This window comes from Eisenbergiella sp. OF01-20, assembly GCF_003478085.1.
Taxonomy (GTDB): domain Bacteria; phylum Bacillota; class Clostridia; order Lachnospirales; family Lachnospiraceae; genus Eisenbergiella.
The window spans coordinates 1-23193 of sequence record NZ_QUES01000024.1 but is presented as its reverse complement, the minus strand read 5'-3'; the positions used below and the strand labels follow the sequence as shown (position 1 = coordinate 23193).

Here is a 23193-nt window from a genome sequence, read left to right as displayed (position 1 = left end):
GGAGAGACAAAATGTACAAGACATTTTCTATGGAGCTTGCCGGACGCACCCTGAGTGTGGACATCGGCAGAGTGGCAGCACAGGCAAACGGGGCTGCATTTATGCATTATGGGGATACCACTGTGTTATCCACCGCAACAGCGAGTGAAAAGCCCAGAGAGGGGATTGATTTCTTCCCCCTGAGCGTTGAATATGAAGAGAAGCTTTATTCCGTTGGGAAAATTCCCGGAGGCTTTAATAAGAGGGAAGGAAAAGCGAGTGAAAACTCCGTGCTGACGAGCCGTGTTATCGACCGTCCCATGCGTCCTTTGTTCCCCAAGGATTACAGAAATGATGTAACCCTGAATAACCTGGTTCTTTCCGTAGATCCTTCCTGCCGTCCGGAGCTGGTGGCTATGCTGGGTTCCGCGATTGCAGCCAGCATTTCCGATATTCCCTTTGACGGCCCCTGTGCAATGACCCAGGTAGGGCTGGTGGACGGTGAATTTGTTCTCAATCCTTCCCAGGAACAGTGGAAGAATGGGGATTTAAGCCTTACCGTTGCTTCTACAGGCGAAAAGGTCATCATGATTGAAGCCGGCGCCAATGAAGTGCCTGAAAATAAGATGATTGAAGCCATATATATGGCACATGATGTAAACCAGACAATTATTGCCTTTATCAATACGATTGTTGCGGAATTAGGTAAGGCCAAGCATGAATACACCAGCTGTGCCATTCCGGAAGAATTATTTGCTGCCATGAAGGAAATCGTACCTCCTGCAGAGATGGAAGAGGCAGTATTTACCGATGTTAAGCAGGTAAGAGAAGAAAATATCAGAAAAGTAACCGACCGTCTGGAGGAAGCGTTCGCAGAGAAGGAAGAATGGCTTTCTGTTCTGGGAGAGGCGATTTACCAGTATCAGAAAAAGACAGTCCGCAAGATGATCCTGAAAGATCATAAGCGTCCGGACGGACGTGCGATTACACAGATCCGGCCCCTGGCTGCTGAGGTGGATATTATTCCCAGAGTGCATGGCTCCGCCATGTTCACCCGCGGACAGACTCAGATCTGTACGATTACCACACTGGCTCCCCTCTCTGAAATGCAGAGAATTGACGGACTAGATGAAAACGAAGTAAATAAGAGATATATGCACCATTATAATTTCCCGTCCTATTCCGTAGGGGAGACAAAGCCTTCCAGAGGGCCGGGACGCCGTGAAATCGGCCATGGTGCACTGGCAGAAAAGGCTTTGATTCCGGTACTTCCTACGGAGGACGAATTCCCTTATGCAATTCGTACCGTGTCTGAGACTTTTGAGTCCAACGGCTCCACCTCCCAGGCATCCATCTGTGCATCCACGATGTCCCTGATGGCCGCCGGCGTTCCTCTTAAAAAGCAGGTGGCAGGTATTTCCTGCGGGCTTGTTACCGGAGATACGGATGATGATTATCTGGTACTCACCGATATCCAGGGACTGGAAGATTTCTTCGGGGATATGGATTTCAAGGTGGCTGGTACCCATGACGGTATTACGGCCATTCAGATGGATATCAAGATTCACGGCCTGACCAGACCTATCGTGGAAGAGGCGATTGCTAAAACAAAAGAAGCAAGGGAATTCATTATGAATGAAGTGATGAGTCCCTGCATCCCTGCTCCCAGAGCGGAAGTGGGAACCTATGCGCCCAAGATTATCTCCGTACAGATTGATCCGGAAAAAATCGGCGATGTGGTTGGACAGCGCGGAAAGACAATTAATGAAATCATTGCCCGTACCGGCGTGAAGATCGATATTACGGATGACGGAAAGGTTTCCGTATGCGGAACGGATAAGGAAATGATGGATAAGGCTGTGGAAATGGTTAAGATCATCACCACAGATTTCCAGGAAGGCCAGATTTTCAAGGGTGTGGTAGTCAGCATTAAGGAGTTCGGTGCCTTTATCGAATTCGCTCCCGGAAAAGAAGGTATGGTTCACATATCCAAGATCGCCAAAGAAAGAATCAACCGTGTGGAAGATGTGCTTACTCTCGGTGAAATGGTTACGGTTGTCTGCCTTGGTAAAGATAAAATGGGCAGAATCAGCTTCTCCATGAAGGATGTAGCACAGGTTTAAACCCAATATCCCCGCACGAATAAACAGAATAGGAACCGGAGGAATGTGTAAAAACATTCCTCCGGTTTTTTATTTCCTCGGGAGTCATAACCTGGCATGTCACACAATATACTGAAAATGGAAGCAAAGCGTTCCATGGAAGCAAAGCCTTCCAAGGAAGCAAAGCATTCCATGGAAGTATAGCCTTTCTAGGCAGAAAAGTGGACAGACTGCTAAGAGTGTATTTGCGTATTCATTTCCGCTGTCTGTATGCCTCCATTGCAGGAGATTTGTCCCAAGTCCGGTCAGCGTTGCTGCGCTGTGTATTCCTCATTGGAAGCGGCTGTGCCGCAAAGTGGGACGCACAACGGACGGTAAGCATAGTTTCAAGTACGTTCCGGTAATACAAACAGGGAAAGGATGTGTGGCCATGACGCGTGAGGAAGATGTTTTACGGATTTTTCCGGAAGAAATGCGGGGAAAATGGCGGAAAGCGGCAGGTTTGTCCGAGCAACTCCAGGAAATAAGGCTGCGTGCGGATAAACCTGTGCTGCTTTATATAGACGGGAAAGAATATTATAAAGACAAAAACGGGAATATCGTACACCGCACCGAACAGCCGGAGATTATGGGCAGGGAAGAGCTGGAGCAGCTGATTTCCTACACCTGCAATTACTCCATGTATGCCTTTGAAGAAGAAATGAGCCGCGGATATTTGTCGCTGCCGGGAGGGCACCGTATGGGGCTTGCAGGGGAGGTCATTCTTTCGGAAAGGGAGAAAATCAGAAATATCAAACATATATCCTGTGTAAACATCCGGATTTCCCATGAAATCAAAGGTGCTGCCGATGAGGTACTGCCCTTTCTTTACCGGAACGGAAGCTTTTTAAATACGCTTATCCTGTCTCCTCCGGGCTGCGGCAAGACAACGCTGCTGCGGGATATCGTAAGGCAGGTATCCGATGGGAATTCCTTTGGGGAAGGTGTTACGGTGGGAATTGTGGACGAGCGTTCCGAGATTGCCGGTTCCTTCCAGGGACGTGTACAGAACGATGTGGGGATGCGAACGGATGTCCTGGACAGCTGCCCGAAAGCGGAAGGGATGATGCTGCTGATCCGTTCCATGGCACCGAAGGTAATCGGTGTGGACGAACTGGGGAGTGAGGACGATATCGCGGCCTTGAAAAAGGCGCTTTGCTGCGGGTGCTCTATATTGGCAACGATTCATGCGGAAACAGCAGATGAGGCGGCCAACCGGCTGTTTATGCGGCAGCTGGCGGGAGAAAAGGTGTTTGAACGATATGTGGTCCTTACCAGAAGGCTGGGAAAATGTGAGGTGTCCTCCGTTTTGGATAAAGAACAAAGGACACTGGCAGGGAGGCTGCTATGATGAAACTTGCCGGCGCGCTGCTTTTGGTGCTGGGCTGTGCCGGATTCGGATGGTGTACGTGCAGGGATATGGACAAACATATCGGTCAGCTGCATCTTTTGGCAAGAGCCTTTTCCATGCTGGAAAGCGAAGTGGGTTACAGCAGGTCGACACTGCCCGAGGGGCTGATCCGTGTGGGAAACCGTCTGAAAGGCCGGCTGGGGGAATGCTTCGTAAATGTGGGGAAAAAAGCCCAGGGACCGGAAGGAATCACATTTGCGGCGGCCTGGGAGGATGAGATTACAGGCTTCCTGAAGGAAACCTGTCTGGATAAAAAAGAAGAGGAGCTGTTGCTTTCCTTCCCCGGATTTACCGGTTTTGCAGACGGACAGATGCAGCTGCTGTCCCTGGAACAGTTCGGGAAGGAAATAAGGCGTGCGGAAGAAAAGGCGAGGAAAGAGACAGAAAGCCGTAGAAAAGCGGTTCTTTCCGTGAGTATGGCAGGAGGGCTGCTGATTGCCATCCTGCTGATATGACTTTGAAGGAGAATGGAATGGGAGTAAGTCTTATTTTTAAAATAGCGGCAGTAGGGATCCTGGTCACTATCCTCAGCCAGATATTAAAGCACAGCGGGAGGGAAGAGCACGCATTTCTCCTTTCCCTGGCAGGGCTGATACTGGTGCTTACCTGGGTGATCCCCTACATATACGATTTATTCACTACGATACAGAACCTGTTTCAGCTCTGACAGAAAGGAAGGGACAGGGAATGGATATGGCAAAAATCGCGTTACTTGGGATAACCGGCGTCCTGATCGGCCTGCAGTTTAAATCCGGAAAGCAGGAATACAGCGCTTATATCGGAATAGCCGTAGCATTGATAATTTTTTATTATATCTGCCAGTATCTGACACAGGTAAAGGATTCGGTACTGGCACTGGGCGGTTTTTTGGAAGGGAGCGGAACCTATTTCGGTATTTTATTTAAAGTAACCGGAATCACCTATCTTTGCCAATTTTGTGCCGGACTTTGCAGGGATGCGGGATACCAGGCCATTGCAGCCCAGGTGGAGCTGTTCGGTAAGGTGACGATTCTCCTGGCCGGAATGCCGGTGCTGTTGTCTTTGATTGATACGATAACGGGCTTTATGAAGTAGAGGAAAACAGGATGGAATTGACGACACTGGCCGGAGAATTGAATCTGGACGATCTGTCCCGCCAAATAGAACAGCTTTTCCCTGATTTCAGCATAGACTTTACTTCTTTTTTCGGACAGGTACTGGCAGGGAATATGGGAGAGGCCTTCCGGGGCCTTACCGATTCCATACGTAACGGAATCCTGGCAGAGATAAGCGGAATGAAAAACCTGATGCTCACGCTTCTTATTATCGGTGTGCTGTCCGCCCTGTTCACGGTGGTGATGCAGAGTTTTGACAATCATCAGATCGCAGATATCGCTCATTTTATTTCCTATCTGCTCATGCTGTTTGTGGTTCTCAGGACTTTTACACAGGCGGCTGATATCGCAGGAGTCCTGCTGCAGCGGATACTGCTGTTTGTCCGTCTGTTTGTCCCCACCTTTATGCTGGCACTGGGGCTTTCCTCGGGAGCCGCCACCGCGGCGGGTTATTATCAGCTTATCCTGCTTCTGATTTATGGGGTGGAGCAGCTTCTTGTGACCATAGGACTTCCTGCAGTGAATATTTATATGATGCTGGTGGTGATGAACGGTGTGTGGGAAGAAGAAAAGCTTGGTATGCTTGTAGAACTTCTGCAGAAAGGCATAGGAGGATTCCTGAAGTTCATGCTTACCTGCATTACCGGAATCGGCCTTCTCCAGTCCATGGTAACTCCGGTGCTGGAGCAGTTAAAGCTTAATGTGGCAGGAAAGGCCCTATCGGCAATACCGGGTCTGGGCGGTTTGGCGGAGGGGACAGCCCAGCTGCTGATTGGTTCTGCGGTACTGGTTAAGAACGGGCTGGGAGTTGCCGCCTTTCTTCTTTTACTGGGGCTGTGCATAGTTCCCTTTGCCAAGTTACTATTGTATGCGGGGATTCTGAAGCTGTGCGCGGCGCTGCTGGGAATGACCGCGGATAAGCGGATAACCGGCTGTGTGAACAAGGCCGGCGACGGCCTGCTGCTGCTGTTACGCATCTGTTTTACCGCCTGCGCCTGCTTTTTAATCATGTTTGCCATTATTACCTGTCTGGCAGGCCGGATGGGCTGATGACCCTGTTTCTCCGGGTTGCGGACAGGAAAACAGCAGGGAAAGGAAGGAGGAATATGGGTGACCAGTTTCTGGATCTGTTAAAAAAGGTAACTGTATTCATGCTGGCCGGACAGATAATTGTACATTTTCTGCCATCCGGAGGTTATGAAAAATATGTGAAGATGATGATCAGCATTATGGTCCTCTCCCAGATAGCGCTTCCTGTTCTTTCTTTGGGCAAATTTGATGCAGCCGGCGCTTATGCCAGTGCCATGGAAAAATATGAACAGGAGATTGAAAGGATTGGAAAACAGGTGGAGGAAAGCGATTTGCAGGGCAGGGATTATCAGGAGGAGGCGCTGGATATGACAGCCCGCCAAAAGCTGGAGCCATGCCTGGCGGAATATGGTTTGTCCCTGCTGGCCGTATCCGTACCGGAAGACGGAAAACTCCGGTTGGAAATAGCCGAAGGAAACAGCGGCGGCAAAACAATAAATATAGAAAAAATAGCGGTTGCCCCAATGAGGGAGGGGGAGGGAACGAATGCTGAGGGCAGCGGAAGGCCGTCGGAAGAACAGAGGCAGATAAAAACAGCATTTGCCGGTGCTCTTGGCATGGAAATGGAAAATCTGGAGGTGATATGGAATGGGTGATCGCCTGGCATCCTGGAAGAAAAAGCTGACGAAAGAAAATATGGCAATCCTGGCGCTTTTGGGAATCCTTTTAATGGTGATTGCCCTGCCTGTAAAAAAAACGGATACTACGAATGAAGAGACCGGGTTATCGGACATGGGAAGCAGTACGGTAAAGACATCGGAAACAGAAGAAATCGGGAGTGACGGCGGCTATGCACAGCAGGTGGAAGATCGCCTGGAGGCCCTGCTGTCCAGTATGGACGGTGTGGGAAGCGTCAAGGTTATGGTGACCTTATCCTCTTCCACGGAACAGGTGGTGGAAAAGGATATTCCCTCCAGCATGGATACGACCAAAGAAACGGACAGCGCGGGCGGAAGCAGGGATGTGGTGAATTCCAAACAGGAAGAAACCACGGTATATGTGACCGATCAGGCCGGCAATAAAACGCCCTATATCAGTAAAACACTGGAGCCTGCCATAGAAGGAGTTACTGTGGTAGCCCAGGGAGGCGGAAACGCCATTATACAGAAAAATATTACGGAAGTGATTCAGGCATTATTTGGAGTAGAGGCACATAAGATTAAAGTAGTTAAGATGAAATAGCAGAAAGCAGAGGGAACAGGAGTGAAGAATGTGTTGAAACGCAACCAGATAATGATTACAGCACTGGCAATTATGATTGCGGTGGCAGGGTACCTGAATTTTGCAGGAACCAAGGCAGGAGAAGAACAGCTTACAAGCGCGGATGCCGGAAACGCAGAAGAGGATATGACTGCTTTGCTTGATTTGTCTGAGGAGGACGTGGTGTCGGATATTGACAGTATGGATTCCGATCAGGACGGCGTGGCAGCGGCGGATTACCTTGACGCCCAGATGTCGGCTGATGCCCAGGTACAGGCGGACAGCGCGCAGGTAGCGGTGGTGGCGGAAAATATGGATGAAGCGAGTGCGGAACAGGTGGCGGAGGATGCGGATGTACAGAGCGGGGAAGTCCCCGGAGAAGCCGTATTTACCAGTTCTACCGGAGTAACCTCCTTAGCGGGAGCCAAGCTGCAGAAGGAACAGACAAGGGCAAAAAATAAAGAGACCCTTCTGGACATTATAAACAATGCAAATATCAGCGAAGAACAGAAGCAGGATGCCATTAACGGCATGATCGCACTTACCGATATGGCTGAAAAAGAGACCGCCGCAGAAATTCTTCTGGAAGCAAAAGGCTTCAGTGATGTTGTGGTAAGCATCAGCGGCTCCGGCGTGGATGTGGTAGTCAATGCTCCCAGCCTTACCGATGCCCAAAGAGCCCAGATTGAAGACATCGTAACAAGAAAAACAGGAATCTCCCCGGAAAACATAATAATCAGCCCCATTACCGGGAATTAATATATAGGAAAAACATAACTGTCCAGTCCCTTCACAGTTATAGCCAAAATCCATTCTAAATCGCCTCTGGCGATGGATTTTGGTGACACAAGAAAATACATCAAGTAAATAGTGTACAAAAGAAGGATTTGTGGTATAATCTTCGAACAGGGCAGAACCAGATGGGAAAACAGAAAATGCTGGACTGCTTGCAGAACCGGCGTTTTCTGTTTTCCCATCTGGCGAGCGAAGCGACCCAGAGGACACTTGTGTTCTCTGGGTTCTGCCCGTCCGCAGCCAAATCCCCGCCCTTCATGCTGCGTTATAATTCCTGCATGATCCCCCAAACTTAGATACCCCGCAGCCGGCTGCCCGCGGGAAAGAAAGGAGCACTCCACCCATGAAACGAATTTTTCTCATCGTCCTGGACAGCGTAGGTATCGGTGCCCAACCGGATGCCCCTGCATACGGCGATGCCGGTACCAACACCTTGAAAAGCGCATCCGCCAGTTCCTTTTTCCACATGCCCAATATGGAAAAACTGGGACTCTTTAATATAGAAGGAATCGATTACCATCCTTCCTGCGAAACACCCATGGCTGCGGTAGCCCGTATGCAGGAAGCCTCCAAAGGCAAGGATACCACAATAGGCCATTGGGAAATTTCCGGCATATATTCCGGCCGTCCCCTTCCCACCTATCCTGACGGCTTCCCCGCTGAGGTACTGGATGAGTTCACCCGCCTCACCGGCCGCGGTGTCCTCTGCAACAAGCCTTATTCCGGAACCGATGTTATCCGGGACTACGGGGAGGAACACGTCAAGACCGGTGACCTCATCGTATATACCTCAGCCGACAGCGTTTTCCAGATTGCTGCCCATGAGGATATTGTCCCGCCGGAAACCTTATATGAGTACTGCAGGATTGCCCGTGCCATCCTTACAGGTGAGCACGGTGTCGGACGCGTAATCGCCCGTCCGTTTACCGGGACTGCGGGGAACTATACCAGAACTTCCGGACGCCATGATTTTTCTATTGAACCGCCTTCCGTCAATATGCTGGATCAGCTGAAGGAAAACGGATACGCGGTAATCGGTGTGGGAAAAATACACGATATTTTTGCAGGCAGAGGGCTGACCGAATATACCTATACCCAGGGGAATGAAGACGGTATCAACAAGACGCTGGAATTTATGGATAAAGAGTTCCGGGGCCTCTGTTTTATTAACCTTGTGGACTATGATATGCTTTATGGACACCGGAACGATATTGACGGCTATGCCAGGGCGCTCACCTATTTTGACAGTCGCCTGCCGGAGATTCTTACCCGGATGGGGGAAGAGGATCTTCTCATGATCACGGCGGATCACGGCTGCGATCCCGGCTATACCGTTTCCACCGATCATTCCAGGGAATATACCCCCTTCCTGCTTTACGGCAAAAATATCTCCCCGGTTAATCTGGGAACCAGGGATACCTTTGCCGATATAGGGGCTACCGTACTGGATTATTTCGGAATCTCCCCGCAGTTTCAGGGGAAGAGTATGCTTCCCCATTAACCGGCATATACCGGAGCCTGTCTGCGGTTCTGTCAAATTATGCGGACAAAGTGATGCCCTGCCGGGTTTACGCCCGGATTAACATGAACAACCGGAGGAAAGAAAAGTGAGTAACCTGACTCAGGAAATTAACAGAAGAAGAACCTTTGCCATTATATCCCATCCCGATGCGGGAAAAACAACCCTGACCGAAAAGTTCCTGCTGTACGGAGGTGCCATTAACCTGGCAGGAAGCGTAAAAGGAAAGGCTACGGCCAGGCATGCCGTTTCCGACTGGATGGAAATAGAAAAGGAAAGAGGTATTTCCGTCACCTCTTCCGTACTGCAGTTTGAATACGGCGGATACTGCATCAACATCCTGGATACCCCGGGACACCAGGATTTCTCCGAGGATACTTACAGAACCCTGATGGCGGCGGATTCCGCGGTCATGGTCATAGACGGATCCAAAGGGGTGGAGGCGCAGACCAGAAAGCTGTTCAAGGTCTGTGTAATGCGTAAAATCCCTATATTTACATTCATCAATAAAATGGACAGGGATGCCAACGATACCTTCGACCTTCTGGATGAGATCGAAAAGGAGCTGGGAATAGCCACCTGCCCCAAAAACTGGCCCATCGGTTCCGGAAAAGGGTTTAAGGGAATATATGACAGGGATAAACGCTGTGTGATCATCTATTCCGATACGGAAAAAGGGACGAAGGAAGGGGAAACGATTGAGATTCCCGTGGAAGATGAAGAACGACTGTGTGGATATATAGGCCGTGAGGCGCTGGACAAGCTGCTGGAAGAAATAGAACTGCTGGACGGTGCAAGTGCCGGGTTCGATTTGGAGGAAGTGCGCCGTGGCGATCTGACCCCCGTATTCTTCGGATCCGCTCTCACAAACTTCGGGGTGGAAATATTCCTGCAGCACTTTCTGGAGATGACGACAACCCCTCTTCCCAGAAAAGCGGATTCCGGTCTTGTGGACCCGGCAGAAAACAATTTTTCCGCCTTTGTATTTAAAATACAGGCCAATATGAATAAAGCGCACAGAGACAGAATTGCCTTCATGCGTATCTGCTCCGGTAAATTCGAAGCCAGCATGGAAGTCAAGCATGTGCAGGGCGGCAAAATCATGCGCCTTTCCCAGCCCCAGCAGATTATGGCAAGTGAACGGAAGATACTGGAGGAAGCCTATGCGGGGGATATAATCGGTGTATTCGATCCCGGCGTTTTTTCCATCGGGGATACATTATGTATGCCGAAGGAAGATTTCACCTATGAAGGGATCCCTACCTTTGCCCCGGAGCATTTTGCGAGGGTACGGCAGGTGGATACCATGAAACGTAAGCAGTTTGTCAAAGGAATCACCCAAATTGCCCAGGAAGGTGCCATCCAGATTTTCCAGGAATACAATACCGGTATGGAAGAGATTATTGTTGGGGTGGTAGGTGTTCTTCAGTTTGATGTACTCAAATACCGCCTCAATAATGAATATAACGTGGAAATCCGTCTGGAACCCCTTCCTTATGAATATATCCGCTGGATAGAGAATAAAGAAGAATTCGATTTGGATAAGCTGACAGGAACCTCCGACATGAAGAAGGTAAAGGATATGAGAGGAAATCCGCTTTTGCTTTTCGTAAACGAATGGAGTGTGGGCATGACCATCGACAGGAACAAGGGACTTATCTTAACCGAATTCAGCCGGAATTAAAGAAAGCGGCCGCAATGGACAGGAGTCATGCAAAATGAAAAGATTTTCCAAAACCGTAGTAGTCATTCTCGTTATTCTTATTTTTATCACTGCATTCTGGGCCTGGAAGGGGGAACTGCCCATTCCTTGGCCCGGAGGAGAAAACGTGGAAGAAACAGAAAGCTTTCCCGCGCAGGAGGAATCTGTGACACGCGCGGAATCCGGATTATCCGGGAGGGATACAGCCGCTTCAGAAGAGAAAGTTACTGACGAGCAGGCGGAGGAAAGTACGGCTGACGGAATTTCCGGGGAAAACGGATATGCTTACGGACTTCTTACGGAGGAAGAACAACAGCTTTACCTGCAGATGCTGCAGGCGATAACCGGTTTTGAACGGGATGTGGAGCTTTCCACCCTGAATCCGGATTTGCTGGAGCCGGTATTTAACAGCATTCTTGCAGATCATCCGGAGATTTTCTATGTGGACGGCTATACCTTCACCAAACATACACTGGGAGAGGAAATACACAAAATAACCTTTTCCGGGCAATATACCCTGACCGGGGAACAGGTGCAGGAACGTACGGAAGGCATAGAAGACTATGTTGACCGGGCATTGGAAGGCATACATACCGATATGGATGACTATCAGAAGATCAGATATATCTATGATTACATGATAGAACACACGGATTACAGGCTGGATGCACCTGAAAACCAGACAATATGTTCCGTATTCCTTTATGGGGAATCTGTGTGCCAGGGGTATGCCAAAGCGTTTCAGTTTCTCTGCGGCCGGCTGGGTATCCCGGCGGTCCTTGTCACCGGACAGGTGAAGAACGGAGAACCCCATGCCTGGGACATGGTACTGGCGGACGGGGAATGGTATTATGTGGATCCCACCTGGGGAGACGCCTATTACCTCATGGGGGACGATGATCCTGCCTGGCAGGGGAAAACCCGGCCCAGCGTGAACTATGATTATCTTATGGTCACCACGCAGCAGCTTTTGCGTACCCATAGAATAGATAATTCCTTCTGCCTCCCGGAATGTACGGCCATGGCCGACAATTATTACGTCAGGGAAAATGCATATTTTGAAAGCGTTGATGAGAACAGGCTGACGGAGCTGTTTGCCAGGGGCTATGAAGAGGAAAAAGGAATCGTCACCCTGAAGTGCGCCGATCTTACCGTATACCAGGAAATGAAGGAAAAATTACTGGAGGATCAGAAGATCTTTGACTATCTGAAGGGAGACGGTGCGTCCGCCGCTTATGTGGACACTCCGGAGCAGTATACCTTAAGCTTTTGGCTAGAGTGAACAGTAGCAGTAAAAGAGCGCCTGATAAAAACACTTTGCAAAGGTGTGGTATTTTGTTATAATCAGTGTTATAGGAATAAAGGAGGCAGCCTTATGGAAAAAGATACAAGAAAAGACAACAATAGAAATACCTATGTCCTGCGGGGAATGGAATCAGAGAATTCCAATGAAAGCATTGGTTCCGTGCAGATTGCGGACGAGGTTGTGGCAATGATAGCATCTCTGGCGGCGACAGAGGTGGAAGGCGTGTCTGCCATGGCAGGCAATATTACCAATGAGCTTATCGGCAAGGTTGGGGTTAAGAGCCTGACAAAAGGAGTAAAGGTGCAGGTGGCCGGTAATACCGTTAAGGCGGATCTGGCGCTGTCCCTGGAATATGGATATAATATCCCTGGAACCTGCAGCAAGGTTCAGGAAAAGGTTAAAAATGCCATAGAAAATATGACCGGGCTTACCGTAACGGATGTCAATATCCGTATTGTCAATGTCAATATGGAGCCTGGAAATTAAAATGGTCTGACGACAGGTGCCTTTCGTATCCCGAAAGGCACTTAGGATTTGCCGGCAAATAACTTGTATATTCAGCCTGTACAAGCTATTTATCGGCAAATCCTTTCGGCATATTGTGGTGTGACCCGGCGGGGGACAGGTTTTCCCCTTCTTTTTCCGGACGCTGCAGTGCTGTGGGGGAAGAAGCGAACAAAGCCGGAAATCGGCGGAATTGAGGAAATAATGGGCAGAAGAGAACAAAGGGAACAGATTTTCAAGCTGTTGTTCCGCGTGGAATTCAATCCGAAGGAAGAGATGCCTGAACAGTGCCAGCTCTTTTTTGAGGACGAGGAAAACGGCATCGGAGAAAAGGATGCTGCTTATATCCAGGGAAAATTTGAAAAAATACAGGATAAGCTGCCGGAGATCGATGAAATGATCAATACCACCGCAAAGGGCTGGACAACCTCCAGAATGGGTAAAGTGGATCTGACCATCATCCGCCTGGCCGTTTATGAGATTAAGTTTGATGAAGAAGTACCGGACAGCGTGGCGATTAATGAAGCTGTGGAGCTTGCCAAAAAGTTCGGGCAGGATGAATCTGCCGGCTTTGTAAACGGCGTGCTTGCCCGGTTTGTATAGAGGAAACCAAGTGAGAAATGTATATACCGTGGCGCAGGTGAACTCCTACATCAAGAATATGTTTTCTCAGGATTTCATGCTGCAGAATATATATGTCAAGGGGGAAGTGAGCAACTGCAAGTACCATTCTTCCGGGCATATTTATTTTACTATCAAGGATACCAGGGGCACCATTGCCTGTGTGATGTTTGCAGGAAACCGGGCAGGCCTTAAATTCCGTATGGAAGAAGGCCAGCAGGTGGTCGTAGGCGGGAGCATCGAGGTATATGAACGGGATGGAAAATACCAGCTTTATGCCCGCGAAATCATACTGGACGGGGCTGGTTATTTATATGAAAAATTTGAACGGCTGAAACGGGAGCTTGCGGAGCAGGGGCTTTTTGCTTCGGAGTACAAGCAGCCGTTGCCCAAATACATCAGAACCCTGGGGGTGGTAACCGCACCTACCGGGGCAGCTGTGCAGGATATTATCAATATCACACGCCGCAGGAACCCTTATGTGCAGATCCTGCTGTATCCGGCCATTGTGCAGGGCGATCAGGCGGCTGCCAGCATTATCCGGGGAATTCATGCCATGGAACACCTGGGTGTGGATGTGATGATTGTAGGACGCGGCGGCGGATCCATTGAAGACCTGTGGGCTTTTAATGAGGAAGCGGTGGCCCAGGCGGTATTTGACTGCACAGTTCCGGTCATATCTGCCGTAGGACATGAGACGGATACTACGATTATCGATTTTGTTTCCGATCTGCGTGCACCTACTCCGTCTGCCGCAGCAGAACTGGCTGTTTATGATGTGCGTCAGCTGGAAGCCGTGCTTGAGGACTGCCGGAATGAGCTGTTTGTAAGGATGAAGAACCGGATTGAATGGGAACGTTCCAGAGGCAGACAGGCCCGTACAAAGCTGCAGTATCTGAGTCCGGCAAATCAGATCCGGGAAAAAAGAATGTGTGCCCTGCATATGGAAGAGCAGATGACGGCGCTGATAAAGCGGCAGCTAACGGGAAAACGCCATATGCTGGGTCTGTATACGGAGAAGCTGAAAGGCCTTTCCCCGCTGGATAAGCTCAACCAGGGATTTTCCTATGTTTCCGACAGCAGGGGAAAAACCGTATCTGATGTGGAACGTGTGGAAACCGGAGATAAGCTTTCCATCCATGTGAAAAACGGAAAAATAGAAGCGGTGGTCACGGATAAAGAGTTATGGAAGCAGGAGAAAGGAGAAGGCAGGGCATGAAAAAGGAAAAAGTGCAGGAACCGATAGCCGCTGAAGCAAAAAAGGAAGGCAAGGCGCCTTCCCAGGAAGAAAGGACACCTTCCCTGGAAGAAGCGTTCAGTCTCCTGGATGAAATTACCCATACCCTTGAGGACGAGGAAATCACCCTGGAGGATTCCTTCCAGGCCTATAAAAAAGGTATGGATTTACTGAAAATATGCAATGATAAGATAGATAAGGTGGAAAAAAAGGTACTGATGCTGAATGAGGAGGGCGGACTGGATGAATTTTGATAAAATGCGGCAGGAAAAGGTGGAGGAGATTGAGAAAATCCTGAAGCGCTGCCTTCCGGCGGAAGAGGGGTTCCAGAAAACGGTTCTCGAGGCGATGAATTACAGTGTCCTGGCCGGCGGAAAGCGGCTCCGTCCTATGCTGATGCAGGAAACCTTCCGCCTGTTCGGAGGAGAAGGAAACCTTGTTGAGCCCTTTATGGCGGCTATCGAAATGATACACACCTATTCCCTGGTACATGATGATCTGCCGTGTATGGATAACGATGAATACCGCAGGGGCCGTAAAACCACCCATGCCGTATATGGGGAAGGAATGGCTGTTCTGGCAGGGGATGCCCTTTTAAATTATGCGTTTGAAACCGCATGCCGCTCCTTTGCCATGGCGGGAGAAGAGCCTCATCTGCTTTCCCGCTGTGCAAAAGCAATGTCTGTCCTGGCCCGGAAAGCCGGCGTATATGGAATGATAGGCGGCCAGACGGCGGATACGCAGGCGGAAGAACTGCCGGAGGAACAGGTAACCCAGGAGCTTCTGCTCTATATCCATGAAAACAAAACGGCAGCTTTGATACAAAGCTCCCTGATGATAGGGGCGCAGCTTGCCGGGGCTGATGACGCGCAGCTTAGCCGTCTGGAGGAAATCGGAACACGTATCGGCCTGGCTTTCCAGATCCAGGATGATATCCTGGATCTCACGAGCAGTCTGGAGGTCCTTGGCAAACAGACCGGAAGTGACCTGAAAAACCATAAGGTGACATATGTATCCCTCAATGGCATGGAGCGCTCAATAGAAGAGGTACGCCGCCTGTCGGAGGAAGCCATAACCGGTCTTGCCTCATTTTCCCTTGCAGGGAAGGAAACCGTCCGCAATGAATTTTTGGAAGCACTGGTGGAAGATTTAATTACCAGAAAAAAATAAAAGGAGGCATCTTATGCTTCTCGATCAGATACAGAAAGCAAATGACATTAAAAATATAAATCCCAGGGACTATGCCGCTTTGGCAGCGGAGATCCGGGACTTCCTCGTTCGGAAAATCAGTGTGACGGGAGGCCATCTGGGATCCAATCTGGGAGCCGTGGAGCTTACTATGGCTCTGCATCTGGCGCTGAACCTGCCGGAAGATAAAATCATTTGGGATGTGGGGCACCAGTCCTATACCCATAAGCTGCTGACCGGCAGGCGGGAAGGGTTTGATATGCTGAAGAAATACGGCGGCATGAGCGGCTTTCCCAAGAGAAAAGAAAGTCCCTGTGACAGCTTTGATACAGGACACAGCTCCACTTCTATCTCTGCCGGCCTGGGTATGGTGAAGGCAAGAGATCTGCGGGGAGAGAACCGGACTATCGTGTCCGTAATCGGAGACGGTTCCCTCACGGGCGGAATGGCTTATGAAGCGCTCAATAATGCGGCAAGGCTGGAAACCAACTTCATAATTATTCTAAATGACAATAATATGTCCATTTCCGAAAATGTAGGCGGTGTATCCAAATATCTGAATAATATCCGTACCTCAAACGCATATCTGGATGTGAAGGACGGGATTTACTATGCCATCCGCAACACCAAATACGGAGATCCTGTGGTAGCCGGGATCCGCCGTGCCAAAAACAGCCTGAAGCAGCTGGTAATTCCGGGTATGTATTTTGAAGACATGGGGATTACCTATCTGGGGCCGGTGGACGGCCATGATACGGCATCCCTCATCCGCGTTATTAATGAAGCAAAACGCAGAAAGAATGCGGTAATCATCCATGTACTTACGAAAAAAGGCAAGGGCTATGCCCCCGCGGAAAATCATCCGGCCCGTTTCCATGGAGCGGAGCCTTTTGACGTACAGACCGGTGTCCCTTTGAAAAAGAAAATGAAAGCCAATTATACGGATGTTTTTTCCACCGTTATGATGAAGCTTGGCCAGCGGGATGAAAAAATTGTTGCGATAACGGCGGCAATGCCGGACGGAACAGGGCTGAAGCGTTTCAGCCATGCGTATCCGGATCGCTTTTTTGACGTGGGTATCGCGGAGCAGCATGCGGTTACCTTTGCTGCGGGACTTGCCGTAGGAGGGCTGAAACCGGTGGTGGCCGTGTATTCTTCCTTCCTTCAAAGAGCCTATGATCAGGTGCTGCATGATGTATGTATCCAGAATCTGCCGGTCATTTTTGCCATTGACCGGGCGGGGCTGGTTGGCAGCGACGGGGAGACCCATCAGGGAATCTTTGATTTATCTTATCTGTCCTCCATTCCGAATATGCACATTATGGCACCCAAAAATAAATGGGAGCTTTCCGATATGATGAAATTCGCGGTGTCCTTCGGGGCACCTATTGCCCTGCGTTATCCCAGAGGTGAGGCTTATGACGGCCTGGCAGCTTTCCGTGCGCCCGTTGCATACGGACGCAGTGAGATGATATATGAGGAGAAGGATATCGCACTTCTTGCTGTGGGCAGTATGGTAAAAACCGGTGAGGAGGTATATGCGGACCTGAAGAAGGAAGGCCGGTTCTGTACGCTGGTAAATGCCAGATTTGTAAAACCAATTGATGAAGAGGGGATCCGGAAGCTGGCCCATACCCACAAGCTTCTGGTTACCATGGAAGAAAACGTGGAGAGCGGAGGCTTCGGAGAAAGAGTGCGTACCTTTGCGGATGACAACGGCCTTCCGGTCCGGATTCTCACCATCGCTGTTCCGGATGAATATGTGGAGCATGGAAATGTGGATCTGCTGAAGCAGGAAATCGGAATAGACAAGGAATCCATTCTGAAACGGATTCATGAAGTGTTAGGGGAAGTCTGATGAAGGAACGATTGGATGTACTTCTGGTAAAGCAGGGCTATGCGCCCTCCCGGGAGAAGGCAAAAGCGATTATTATGTCCGGCAATGTATTTGTGGACGGGCAGCGGGAGGATAAGGCCGGTTCTGTCTTTGAAGAAGACAAATGTGTGTTGACAGTGAAGGAAAACCCGCTGAAATACGTAAGCCGCGGGGGCCTGAAGCTGGAAAAGGCCATGCAGTGCTTTCCTGTCAGTCTTTCGGGAAAAGTATGCATGGATATCGGCGCTTCTACCGGAGGTTTTACGGACTGTATGCTGCAGGGCGGGGCTGCAAAGGTTTATTCTGTGGATGTGGGCCATGGACAGCTGGCCTGGAAGCTGCGCAGCGACGAGCGGGTAGTCTGTATGGAAAAAACGAATTTCCGATACATGCTCCCCGGAGATATTCAGGATGAGCTGAGCTTTGCTTCCGTGGATGTTTCCTTTATTTCCCTGACCAAGATTTTGATTCCGGCCAGAAACCTTTTGAAAGAGGGCGGGCATATGGTATGTCTTATAAAGCCCCAGTTCGAAGCGGGACGGGATAAGGTCGGGAAAAAGGGTGTGGTCAGGGAGCCTGCGGTGCACGGTGAGGTCATTGCCAGGGTATTGGATTTTGCGGCTCTTACAGGGTTTGCGATAGAAGGGCTGACCTATTCTCCGGTCAAAGGGCCGGAAGGAAATATCGAATATCTGGTTTACCTTAAAAAGAAAGAAAATCTGCCGGAAGAAATTACCGCCCTTACGGAGCATGAGGCGGAAAGGGAACTGGCGGAGCTTACCGCTGGAAAAAGCGGGCTTTCAGAAGATACGGAATGGAAGAAAACCGTGGAGGAACTTGTGAAACAGGCGCATGAAGCTCTTGATCAGGATAGGAAACAGGGGTAGCTTAACATGGGGATAGGGTGCAGCAAACATTATATTATTATGACAAACAGACCTAAGGACCCGGGGCTGAAGGTGACCGCATATATCCGTGAGTATCTGGAAGAGAGGGGGGCTTCCTGCACCATCTGTGCGGATAATGAATCGGAAGAACAAATCCGGCTGAAGGAAGGCGGAGGCGATTTGCATTCAGACTGCATGATCGTGCTGGGAGGAGACGGTACCATGCTGAAGGCCGCCCGGGAAACCGCCGGCAACGGAATCCCTCTTCTGGGTGTTAACCTGGGGACGGTGGGGTATCTGGCGGAGGTGGAGCCGGTTGCACTGGATTTTGCGCTGGAAAAGCTTCTGCGTGAGGAATATACGATAGAGGAGCGGATGATGCTTTCCGGGCGGGTGCTCAGGGAAGACGGCAGCGGGGAAGAGGCACAGGTGCACGCGCTGAATGATGTGGCAATCACCCGTAGGGGACCTCTGCAGGTGATCCGGTTCCGGATATGGGTGAACGGACAGGTTTTGAACAGCTATGGGGCGGACGGGATTGTCATAGCCACTCCCACAGGATCCACAGGCTATAACATGTCTGCGGGAGGCCCGATTGTGGAGCCGGGGGCAAACCTCATTGTGCTTACGCCCATCTGTCCGCATACACTCAATACAAGAAGCATTGTCCTGCGGGCTGAGGACGAAGTTGTTGTGGAAATCGGGGAAAAGCAGTCCGGGCAGGATAAGGCTCTCAGCCGGGAAGTGGAAGTGAATTTTGACGGAAGCCGCTGCCTCATCCTGAAAACGGGAGACCGAATCAAGGTGACACGAAGCAGTAAAACCACCTCCATCATGAAGCTGAGCGAACGAAGCTTCCTGGAGCGTTTACATAGAAAGATGAGTGAGTAGACCGATGAAACAAAACAGACATGAAAAAATTGTGGAATTGATTGAAACCTATGAAATAGAGACCCAGGAAGAATTGGCAGACAAGCTCCGTGAGGCCGGATTTACGGTGACCCAGGCAACCGTTTCACGGGATATCCGGCAGCTTCACCTTTCCAAGGTGCCTGCAGGAAACGGCAGGCAGAAATACATTGTGCTGCGCCAGGATGACAGCCGGCTGTGGGACAAATATGTGAGGGTGCTGAAGGATGGTTTTGTATCTATGGATATGGCACAGAACATTCTGGTACTCAAAACCGTCTCCGGTATGGCTATGGCCGTCGCCGCCGCGGTGGATGCCATGAAATTCAAGGAGATTGTGGGTAGTATTGCCGGAGATGATACGATTATGATGGCGGTGCGCAGTGTGGAGGATACCAGGATAGTAATGGATAAGATCCGTGAAATCCTGAAAAATTAGGAGCCGGATAGGGGAAACGGCCGGGAAGTGTTCGGAAGGAGAAAATAGGAGAAGAAAAATGTTAGTGAGCTTACATGTGAAAAATCTGGCATTGATTCAGGAGACCGAGGTTTTTTTTGGTCCCCATCTGAACATCCTGACAGGTGAAACCGGAGCGGGAAAATCCATTATCATCGGTTCTGTGGGCCTGGCTCTGGGGAGCCGCGGTGATCGGGACATGATCCGGACGGGCGCGGATTTTGCCCTGATCGAGCTGGTGTTCCAGCTGGATAAGGAGGCGCAGATTGAGAAGGTGAAAAAGCTGGATATTCCCGTTGAGGAAGACGGCCTTGTGATCCTGCAGCGCAGAATTATGCCCCAGCGCAGCATCAGTAAGGTGAATGGAGAAACGGTCAACGCGAGGCTGCTGAAAGAGCTTTCCGGTGTATTGATCGACATTCACGGGCAGCATGATTCCCAGCAGCTTTTACAAACAAAAAAACATCTGGAAATTCTGGATGATTTTGCCGGGGAAGATTTTACCGGCATAAAAAAAGAGATAAAAGAGAAATATCATGTTTATAGAAAAATCCAGGAAAAACTGGCGGAAACCAACCTGGATGAACGGGAAAAGGAGCGTGAGCTTTCCCTGGCCCGTTTTGAAGTGGAAGAAATTGACAATGCAGCCTTAAAAGATAATGAAGATGAGGAGCTGGAAGAGCGTTACCAGAAAATGAGCAACAGCCGTAAAATCGCAGAAGCCCTGGGAAATGTCCATGTGCTTACCGGATATGACCAGGAATGCGGCGCCGGCGGCGCAGCAGGAAGAGCTTTGCGTGAACTGAACAGCGTGAGCGCCTATGACGGCGCACTTTCGGATATGGCAGGTATGCTCATGGATATAGACGGACTGCTGAACGATTTTAACCGTTCGGTTTCCGATTATCTTTCCGATTTGGAATTTGATCAAAGTGATTTTCTCCAGGTGGAGGAACGGCTCAACACGATTAACCGGCTGAAGGATAAATACGGGTCTACGATAAAGGAGATCCTTCTATATAAAGAGAACAGGCAGGAGGAGCTGGAACGGCTGCTGGATGCGGATGCTTACCGGGAAAAGCTGGTAAAGGAGCTGCAGGAGGCCCGCACAGGCCTGGAACATGTCTGCGCCAGGGCGACTAAAATGCGCAAAAGCGCAGGGAAGAAGCTGGCAAAGCTTTTTATTGAGGCTCTGCAGGATTTGAATTTCAACCAGGTGGATTTTGCCGTGGAGGTGGAACAGAAGGCTTCCATTGGCCCAGACGGCTGGGATGAGGTATCCTTTATGATATCCACTAACCCCGGTGAGCCGCGTAAGGCGCTGGCCGGCGTTGCCAGCGGCGGAGAACTGTCACGTATCATGCTCGCCCTGAAAACGATAACAGCCGGACAGGAAGATAAGGATACCTTTATATTTGATGAAATCGATACCGGAATCAGCGGAAAAACCGCATGGAAGGTTTCCCGGAAGCTGGCAGTACTGGGCAAAAACCGTCAGGTAATCTGTATCACCCACCTTCCCCAGATAGCCGCAATGGCGGATAATCATTTTATTATAGAAAAAAAATCCATGGAAGATTCCACCAGCACAGCCATAACGGAAATCGGCGGAAATGACATATTAAACGAGCTTGCAAGGATGCTCGGGAGCGATATGATAACGGAAAATTCACTTGCCAACGCAAGAGAATTGAAAGAAATGGCAGCAAATACAAAACAATACTAAATTATCTTCACCCATTTGTCACATACTAGAAAGGACGTACATGTTAAATGTATGTCCTTTTCTTTGCTAAAAGGGCCTGAAAAGTCCCATAGCAGCTGTGCCTGCTATTAGCAGAATAAGCAGCAGGAAGGATGTGAAATTTTGGAAAGAAGAAAAAAGTACCGCTTATTTTTATATGTTTTGCTGATTTGCTCCACAACAGCGTTAATCATATGCTGGCTTTTCCTGATATGGGAAAAAATTCCCCGTGCCATCCATATCCGCGCAGGAATCCAGCAGGATTTGGATTTGAACGTACCTGTTACCGGTAAGCTGTATAAGGCGCCGGCAAGCTCCGGAGGTGAAGACGAAGCAATACCGGTAACCGGAATGAACGCGGTAACAGAGACAAAAGAAACAAAAAGCCTTTCCGTGGATCTGGGAGAGTCCCTTACCTTATACGCGGAAGATATTGATACCTATACAATGGATTTGAAGCTGTTCGGCGTCATTCCATTTAAAACCGTAAATGTACAGGTTATCAATGACAAGACACTGATACCGGCGGGAGTTCCCATAGGCATTTATGTCAAGACCCAGGGGATACTGGTTATCGCCACAGGTGATTTTACCGGCGCTGACGGCCAGGTGAAAGAACCCGTAGGACATCTGCTCAAGGAAGGCGATTATATTCTGAAGACGGACGGTAAGGAAGTGGAAGGAAAAGCCGCCTTCATGAAGCAAATCGAAGAAAGCAACGGAGAAGAAATGGTTCTCACAATACTGCGTGACGACCAGGAATTTGACCTGAAGGTAAAACCCGAAGAAAACCAGGACGGGCAATATAAGCTTGGTATATGGATAAGGGACAATGCCCAGGGCGTGGGAACCCTCACCTATCTGGACGAGAACAATTCCTTCGGTGCATTGGGTCATGGAATCAACGATATGGATACCGCCACGCTGATGAATCTTAAAAACGGAAGCCTTTACCAGACCGATATTGTGTCCATAACCAAGGGAGAAAATGGAACGCCGGGCGAACTTACAGGCGTCATAGACTACAAAGAAAGCAATAAGATGGGAACAATTGAGGCCAATACCGTAGAAGGAATCTTCGGAGAACTGAGCGAATCCGCTGCGGCCCACATCACCTCCCAGGCTATGCCCATCGGCCTGAAACAGGAAGTAGAAACAGGCCCCGCCCAAATCCTATGCAGCGTAGGCGGCGAACCACAGCTATACGACATCAAAATCACCGCGATACACCTTGACCACGACAACATCAACAGAGGGATCGAACTCCAGGTAACCGACCCCGACCTCCTGGAAACCACCGGAGGCATAGTCCAGGGAATGAGCGGCAGCCCCATCCTCCAGGACGGAAAAATAATAGGAGCCGTCACCCACGTCCTCGTACAAGACCCCACCAGAGGCTTCGGGATATTTATTGAAAACATGTTACTCCAATGAGCCGTGCAAAAAAAGAAGAAAAAGCCCCCGTTTGAGCTTGCTCAATAAGGGAGCTTTTCCTTCTTTTTTTATGGGGCGAAGCCCCACAGCCTTGAAATTG

General features: G+C 49.7%; 24 protein-coding genes. All 24 read left to right on the top strand.

The window, feature by feature from the left end; all coding sequences use genetic code 11:
- The first annotated feature begins 11 nt into the window (after positions 1–11).
- The 24 genes from DXA36_RS22225 to spoIVB all read left to right on the top strand — a co-directional run bounded on the left by DXA36_RS22225 (position 12) and on the right by spoIVB (position 23093).
- Positions 12–2102 carry a polyribonucleotide nucleotidyltransferase gene (locus tag DXA36_RS22225; protein WP_118681643.1) on the top strand — a complete coding sequence of 697 codons (2091 nt, stop codon included), beginning with the start codon at positions 12–14 and terminating at the stop codon, positions 2100–2102.
- A gap of 409 nt (positions 2103–2511) precedes the next feature.
- On the top strand, positions 2512–3471 hold the full coding sequence (gene spoIIIAA, locus DXA36_RS22220) for a stage III sporulation protein AA (RefSeq protein ID WP_118681642.1): 960 nt from the start codon (positions 2512–2514) through the stop codon (positions 3469–3471).
- Positions 3468–3986, top strand: a complete 519-nt coding sequence (locus DXA36_RS22215) for a stage III sporulation protein AB (protein ID WP_118681641.1) — start codon at positions 3468–3470, stop codon at positions 3984–3986. Before spoIIIAA ends, DXA36_RS22215 begins: the two co-directional genes overlap by 4 nt.
- A 17-nt stretch (positions 3987–4003) precedes the next feature.
- Positions 4004–4198 carry a stage III sporulation protein AC gene (gene spoIIIAC / locus DXA36_RS22210; RefSeq protein ID WP_025483821.1) on the top strand — a complete coding sequence of 65 codons (195 nt, stop codon included), beginning with the start codon at positions 4004–4006 and terminating at the stop codon, positions 4196–4198.
- 20 nt (positions 4199–4218) lie between these two features.
- The gene (locus tag DXA36_RS22205) at positions 4219–4605 is read left to right on the top strand and encodes a SpoIIIAC/SpoIIIAD family protein (RefSeq protein WP_118681640.1); all 387 of its coding nucleotides are present in this window, start codon (positions 4219–4221) and stop codon (positions 4603–4605) included.
- A gap of 11 nt (positions 4606–4616) precedes the next feature.
- Complete coding sequence (locus tag DXA36_RS22200; RefSeq protein WP_118681639.1) at positions 4617–5675, top strand: stage III sporulation protein AE; 1059 nt, start codon at positions 4617–4619, stop codon at positions 5673–5675.
- Positions 5676–5731: 56 nt separating this feature from the next.
- Complete coding sequence (locus tag DXA36_RS22195; protein ID WP_182479214.1) at positions 5732–6310, top strand: stage III sporulation protein AF; 579 nt, start codon at positions 5732–5734, stop codon at positions 6308–6310.
- On the top strand, positions 6303–6896 hold the full coding sequence (locus DXA36_RS22190; protein WP_118681637.1) for a stage III sporulation protein AG: 594 nt from the start codon (positions 6303–6305) through the stop codon (positions 6894–6896). Before DXA36_RS22195 ends, DXA36_RS22190 begins: the two co-directional genes overlap by 8 nt.
- A gap of 21 nt (positions 6897–6917) precedes the next feature.
- Entirely contained in the window at positions 6918–7673 is a 756-nt protein-coding gene (locus DXA36_RS22185; RefSeq protein WP_321011277.1) for a SpoIIIAH-like family protein, read from the top strand.
- Positions 7674–7834: 161 nt separating this feature from the next.
- A complete protein-coding gene (locus DXA36_RS33095; RefSeq protein WP_182479213.1) occupies positions 7835–8005 on the top strand; it encodes a hypothetical protein in 171 nt (56 codons plus the stop codon).
- A 47-nt stretch (positions 8006–8052) separates the two neighbouring features.
- A complete protein-coding gene (locus DXA36_RS22180) occupies positions 8053–9210 on the top strand; it encodes a phosphopentomutase (protein ID WP_118681636.1) in 1158 nt (385 codons plus the stop codon).
- Positions 9211–9316: 106 nt separating this feature from the next.
- Positions 9317–10912: a peptide chain release factor 3 gene (locus DXA36_RS22175; RefSeq protein WP_118681635.1), complete on the top strand. Its 1596-nt coding sequence runs from the start codon at positions 9317–9319 to the stop codon at positions 10910–10912.
- A gap of 34 nt (positions 10913–10946) precedes the next feature.
- The gene (locus tag DXA36_RS22170; RefSeq protein ID WP_118681634.1) at positions 10947–12212 is read left to right on the top strand and encodes a transglutaminase domain-containing protein; all 1266 of its coding nucleotides are present in this window, start codon (positions 10947–10949) and stop codon (positions 12210–12212) included.
- Positions 12213–12305: 93 nt separating this feature from the next.
- A complete protein-coding gene (locus tag DXA36_RS22165; RefSeq protein WP_330425090.1) occupies positions 12306–12722 on the top strand; it encodes an Asp23/Gls24 family envelope stress response protein in 417 nt (138 codons plus the stop codon).
- Positions 12723–12944: 222 nt separating this feature from the next.
- Positions 12945–13343: a transcription antitermination factor NusB gene (nusB, locus tag DXA36_RS22160; protein ID WP_118681696.1), complete on the top strand. Its 399-nt coding sequence runs from the start codon at positions 12945–12947 to the stop codon at positions 13341–13343.
- A 10-nt stretch (positions 13344–13353) separates the two neighbouring features.
- A complete protein-coding gene (gene xseA / locus DXA36_RS22155; RefSeq protein ID WP_118681633.1) occupies positions 13354–14580 on the top strand; it encodes an exodeoxyribonuclease VII large subunit in 1227 nt (408 codons plus the stop codon).
- Positions 14577–14852 (top strand): exodeoxyribonuclease VII small subunit, encoded by a 276-nt coding sequence (xseB, locus tag DXA36_RS22150; protein WP_118681632.1) that lies wholly within the window; start codon positions 14577–14579, stop codon positions 14850–14852. The genes xseA and xseB overlap by 4 nt, the downstream gene beginning before the upstream one ends.
- The gene (locus tag DXA36_RS22145; RefSeq protein ID WP_118681631.1) at positions 14842–15768 is read left to right on the top strand and encodes a polyprenyl synthetase family protein; all 927 of its coding nucleotides are present in this window, start codon (positions 14842–14844) and stop codon (positions 15766–15768) included. The genes xseB and DXA36_RS22145 overlap by 11 nt, the downstream gene beginning before the upstream one ends.
- Before the next feature lie 13 nt (positions 15769–15781).
- The gene (dxs, locus tag DXA36_RS22140) at positions 15782–17644 is read left to right on the top strand and encodes a 1-deoxy-D-xylulose-5-phosphate synthase (RefSeq protein ID WP_118681630.1); all 1863 of its coding nucleotides are present in this window, start codon (positions 15782–15784) and stop codon (positions 17642–17644) included.
- Positions 17644–18549 (top strand): TlyA family RNA methyltransferase, encoded by a 906-nt coding sequence (locus DXA36_RS22135; RefSeq protein WP_118681629.1) that lies wholly within the window; start codon positions 17644–17646, stop codon positions 18547–18549. Before dxs ends, DXA36_RS22135 begins: the two co-directional genes overlap by 1 nt.
- A 39-nt stretch (positions 18550–18588) precedes the next feature.
- Positions 18589–19440 carry an NAD(+)/NADH kinase gene (locus DXA36_RS22130; protein ID WP_243114714.1) on the top strand — a complete coding sequence of 284 codons (852 nt, stop codon included), beginning with the start codon at positions 18589–18591 and terminating at the stop codon, positions 19438–19440.
- Positions 19441–19444: 4 nt separating this feature from the next.
- Positions 19445–19897, top strand: a complete 453-nt coding sequence (gene argR / locus DXA36_RS22125; RefSeq protein ID WP_118681627.1) for an arginine repressor — start codon at positions 19445–19447, stop codon at positions 19895–19897.
- 58 nt (positions 19898–19955) lie between these two features.
- Complete coding sequence (gene recN, locus DXA36_RS22120; RefSeq protein WP_118681626.1) at positions 19956–21641, top strand: DNA repair protein RecN; 1686 nt, start codon at positions 19956–19958, stop codon at positions 21639–21641.
- A gap of 141 nt (positions 21642–21782) precedes the next feature.
- A complete protein-coding gene (gene spoIVB / locus DXA36_RS22115) occupies positions 21783–23093 on the top strand; it encodes a SpoIVB peptidase (RefSeq protein ID WP_243114713.1) in 1311 nt (436 codons plus the stop codon).
- Positions 23094–23193: the final 100 nt, after the last annotated feature.

Coding starts and splice junctions, on each gene's coding strand:
- DXA36_RS22170 (WP_118681634.1), top strand. CDS start 10,947: ATGAAAAGATTTTCCAAAACCGTAGTAGTCATTCTCGTTATTCTTATT.
- DXA36_RS22190 (WP_118681637.1), top strand. CDS start 6,303: ATGGGTGATCGCCTGGCATCCTGGAAGAAAAAGCTGACGAAAGAAAAT.
- spoIIIAC (WP_025483821.1), top strand. CDS start 4,004: ATGGGAGTAAGTCTTATTTTTAAAATAGCGGCAGTAGGGATCCTGGTC.
- xseB (WP_118681632.1), top strand. CDS start 14,577: ATGAAAAAGGAAAAAGTGCAGGAACCGATAGCCGCTGAAGCAAAAAAG.
- DXA36_RS22215 (WP_118681641.1), top strand. CDS start 3,468: ATGATGAAACTTGCCGGCGCGCTGCTTTTGGTGCTGGGCTGTGCCGGA.
- DXA36_RS22135 (WP_118681629.1), top strand. CDS start 17,644: ATGAAGGAACGATTGGATGTACTTCTGGTAAAGCAGGGCTATGCGCCC.
- DXA36_RS22205 (WP_118681640.1), top strand. CDS start 4,219: ATGGATATGGCAAAAATCGCGTTACTTGGGATAACCGGCGTCCTGATC.
- DXA36_RS22165 (WP_330425090.1), top strand. CDS start 12,306: ATGGAAAAAGATACAAGAAAAGACAACAATAGAAATACCTATGTCCTG.
- DXA36_RS22130 (WP_243114714.1), top strand. CDS start 18,589: ATGACAAACAGACCTAAGGACCCGGGGCTGAAGGTGACCGCATATATC.
- DXA36_RS33095 (WP_182479213.1), top strand. CDS start 7,835: ATGGGAAAACAGAAAATGCTGGACTGCTTGCAGAACCGGCGTTTTCTG.
- recN (WP_118681626.1), top strand. CDS start 19,956: ATGTTAGTGAGCTTACATGTGAAAAATCTGGCATTGATTCAGGAGACC.
- argR (WP_118681627.1), top strand. CDS start 19,445: ATGAAACAAAACAGACATGAAAAAATTGTGGAATTGATTGAAACCTAT.
- DXA36_RS22200 (WP_118681639.1), top strand. CDS start 4,617: ATGGAATTGACGACACTGGCCGGAGAATTGAATCTGGACGATCTGTCC.
- DXA36_RS22195 (WP_182479214.1), top strand. CDS start 5,732: ATGGGTGACCAGTTTCTGGATCTGTTAAAAAAGGTAACTGTATTCATG.
- dxs (WP_118681630.1), top strand. CDS start 15,782: ATGCTTCTCGATCAGATACAGAAAGCAAATGACATTAAAAATATAAAT.
- spoIIIAA (WP_118681642.1), top strand. CDS start 2,512: ATGACGCGTGAGGAAGATGTTTTACGGATTTTTCCGGAAGAAATGCGG.
- DXA36_RS22145 (WP_118681631.1), top strand. CDS start 14,842: ATGAATTTTGATAAAATGCGGCAGGAAAAGGTGGAGGAGATTGAGAAA.
- DXA36_RS22180 (WP_118681636.1), top strand. CDS start 8,053: ATGAAACGAATTTTTCTCATCGTCCTGGACAGCGTAGGTATCGGTGCC.
- DXA36_RS22225 (WP_118681643.1), top strand. CDS start 12: ATGTACAAGACATTTTCTATGGAGCTTGCCGGACGCACCCTGAGTGTG.
- nusB (WP_118681696.1), top strand. CDS start 12,945: ATGGGCAGAAGAGAACAAAGGGAACAGATTTTCAAGCTGTTGTTCCGC.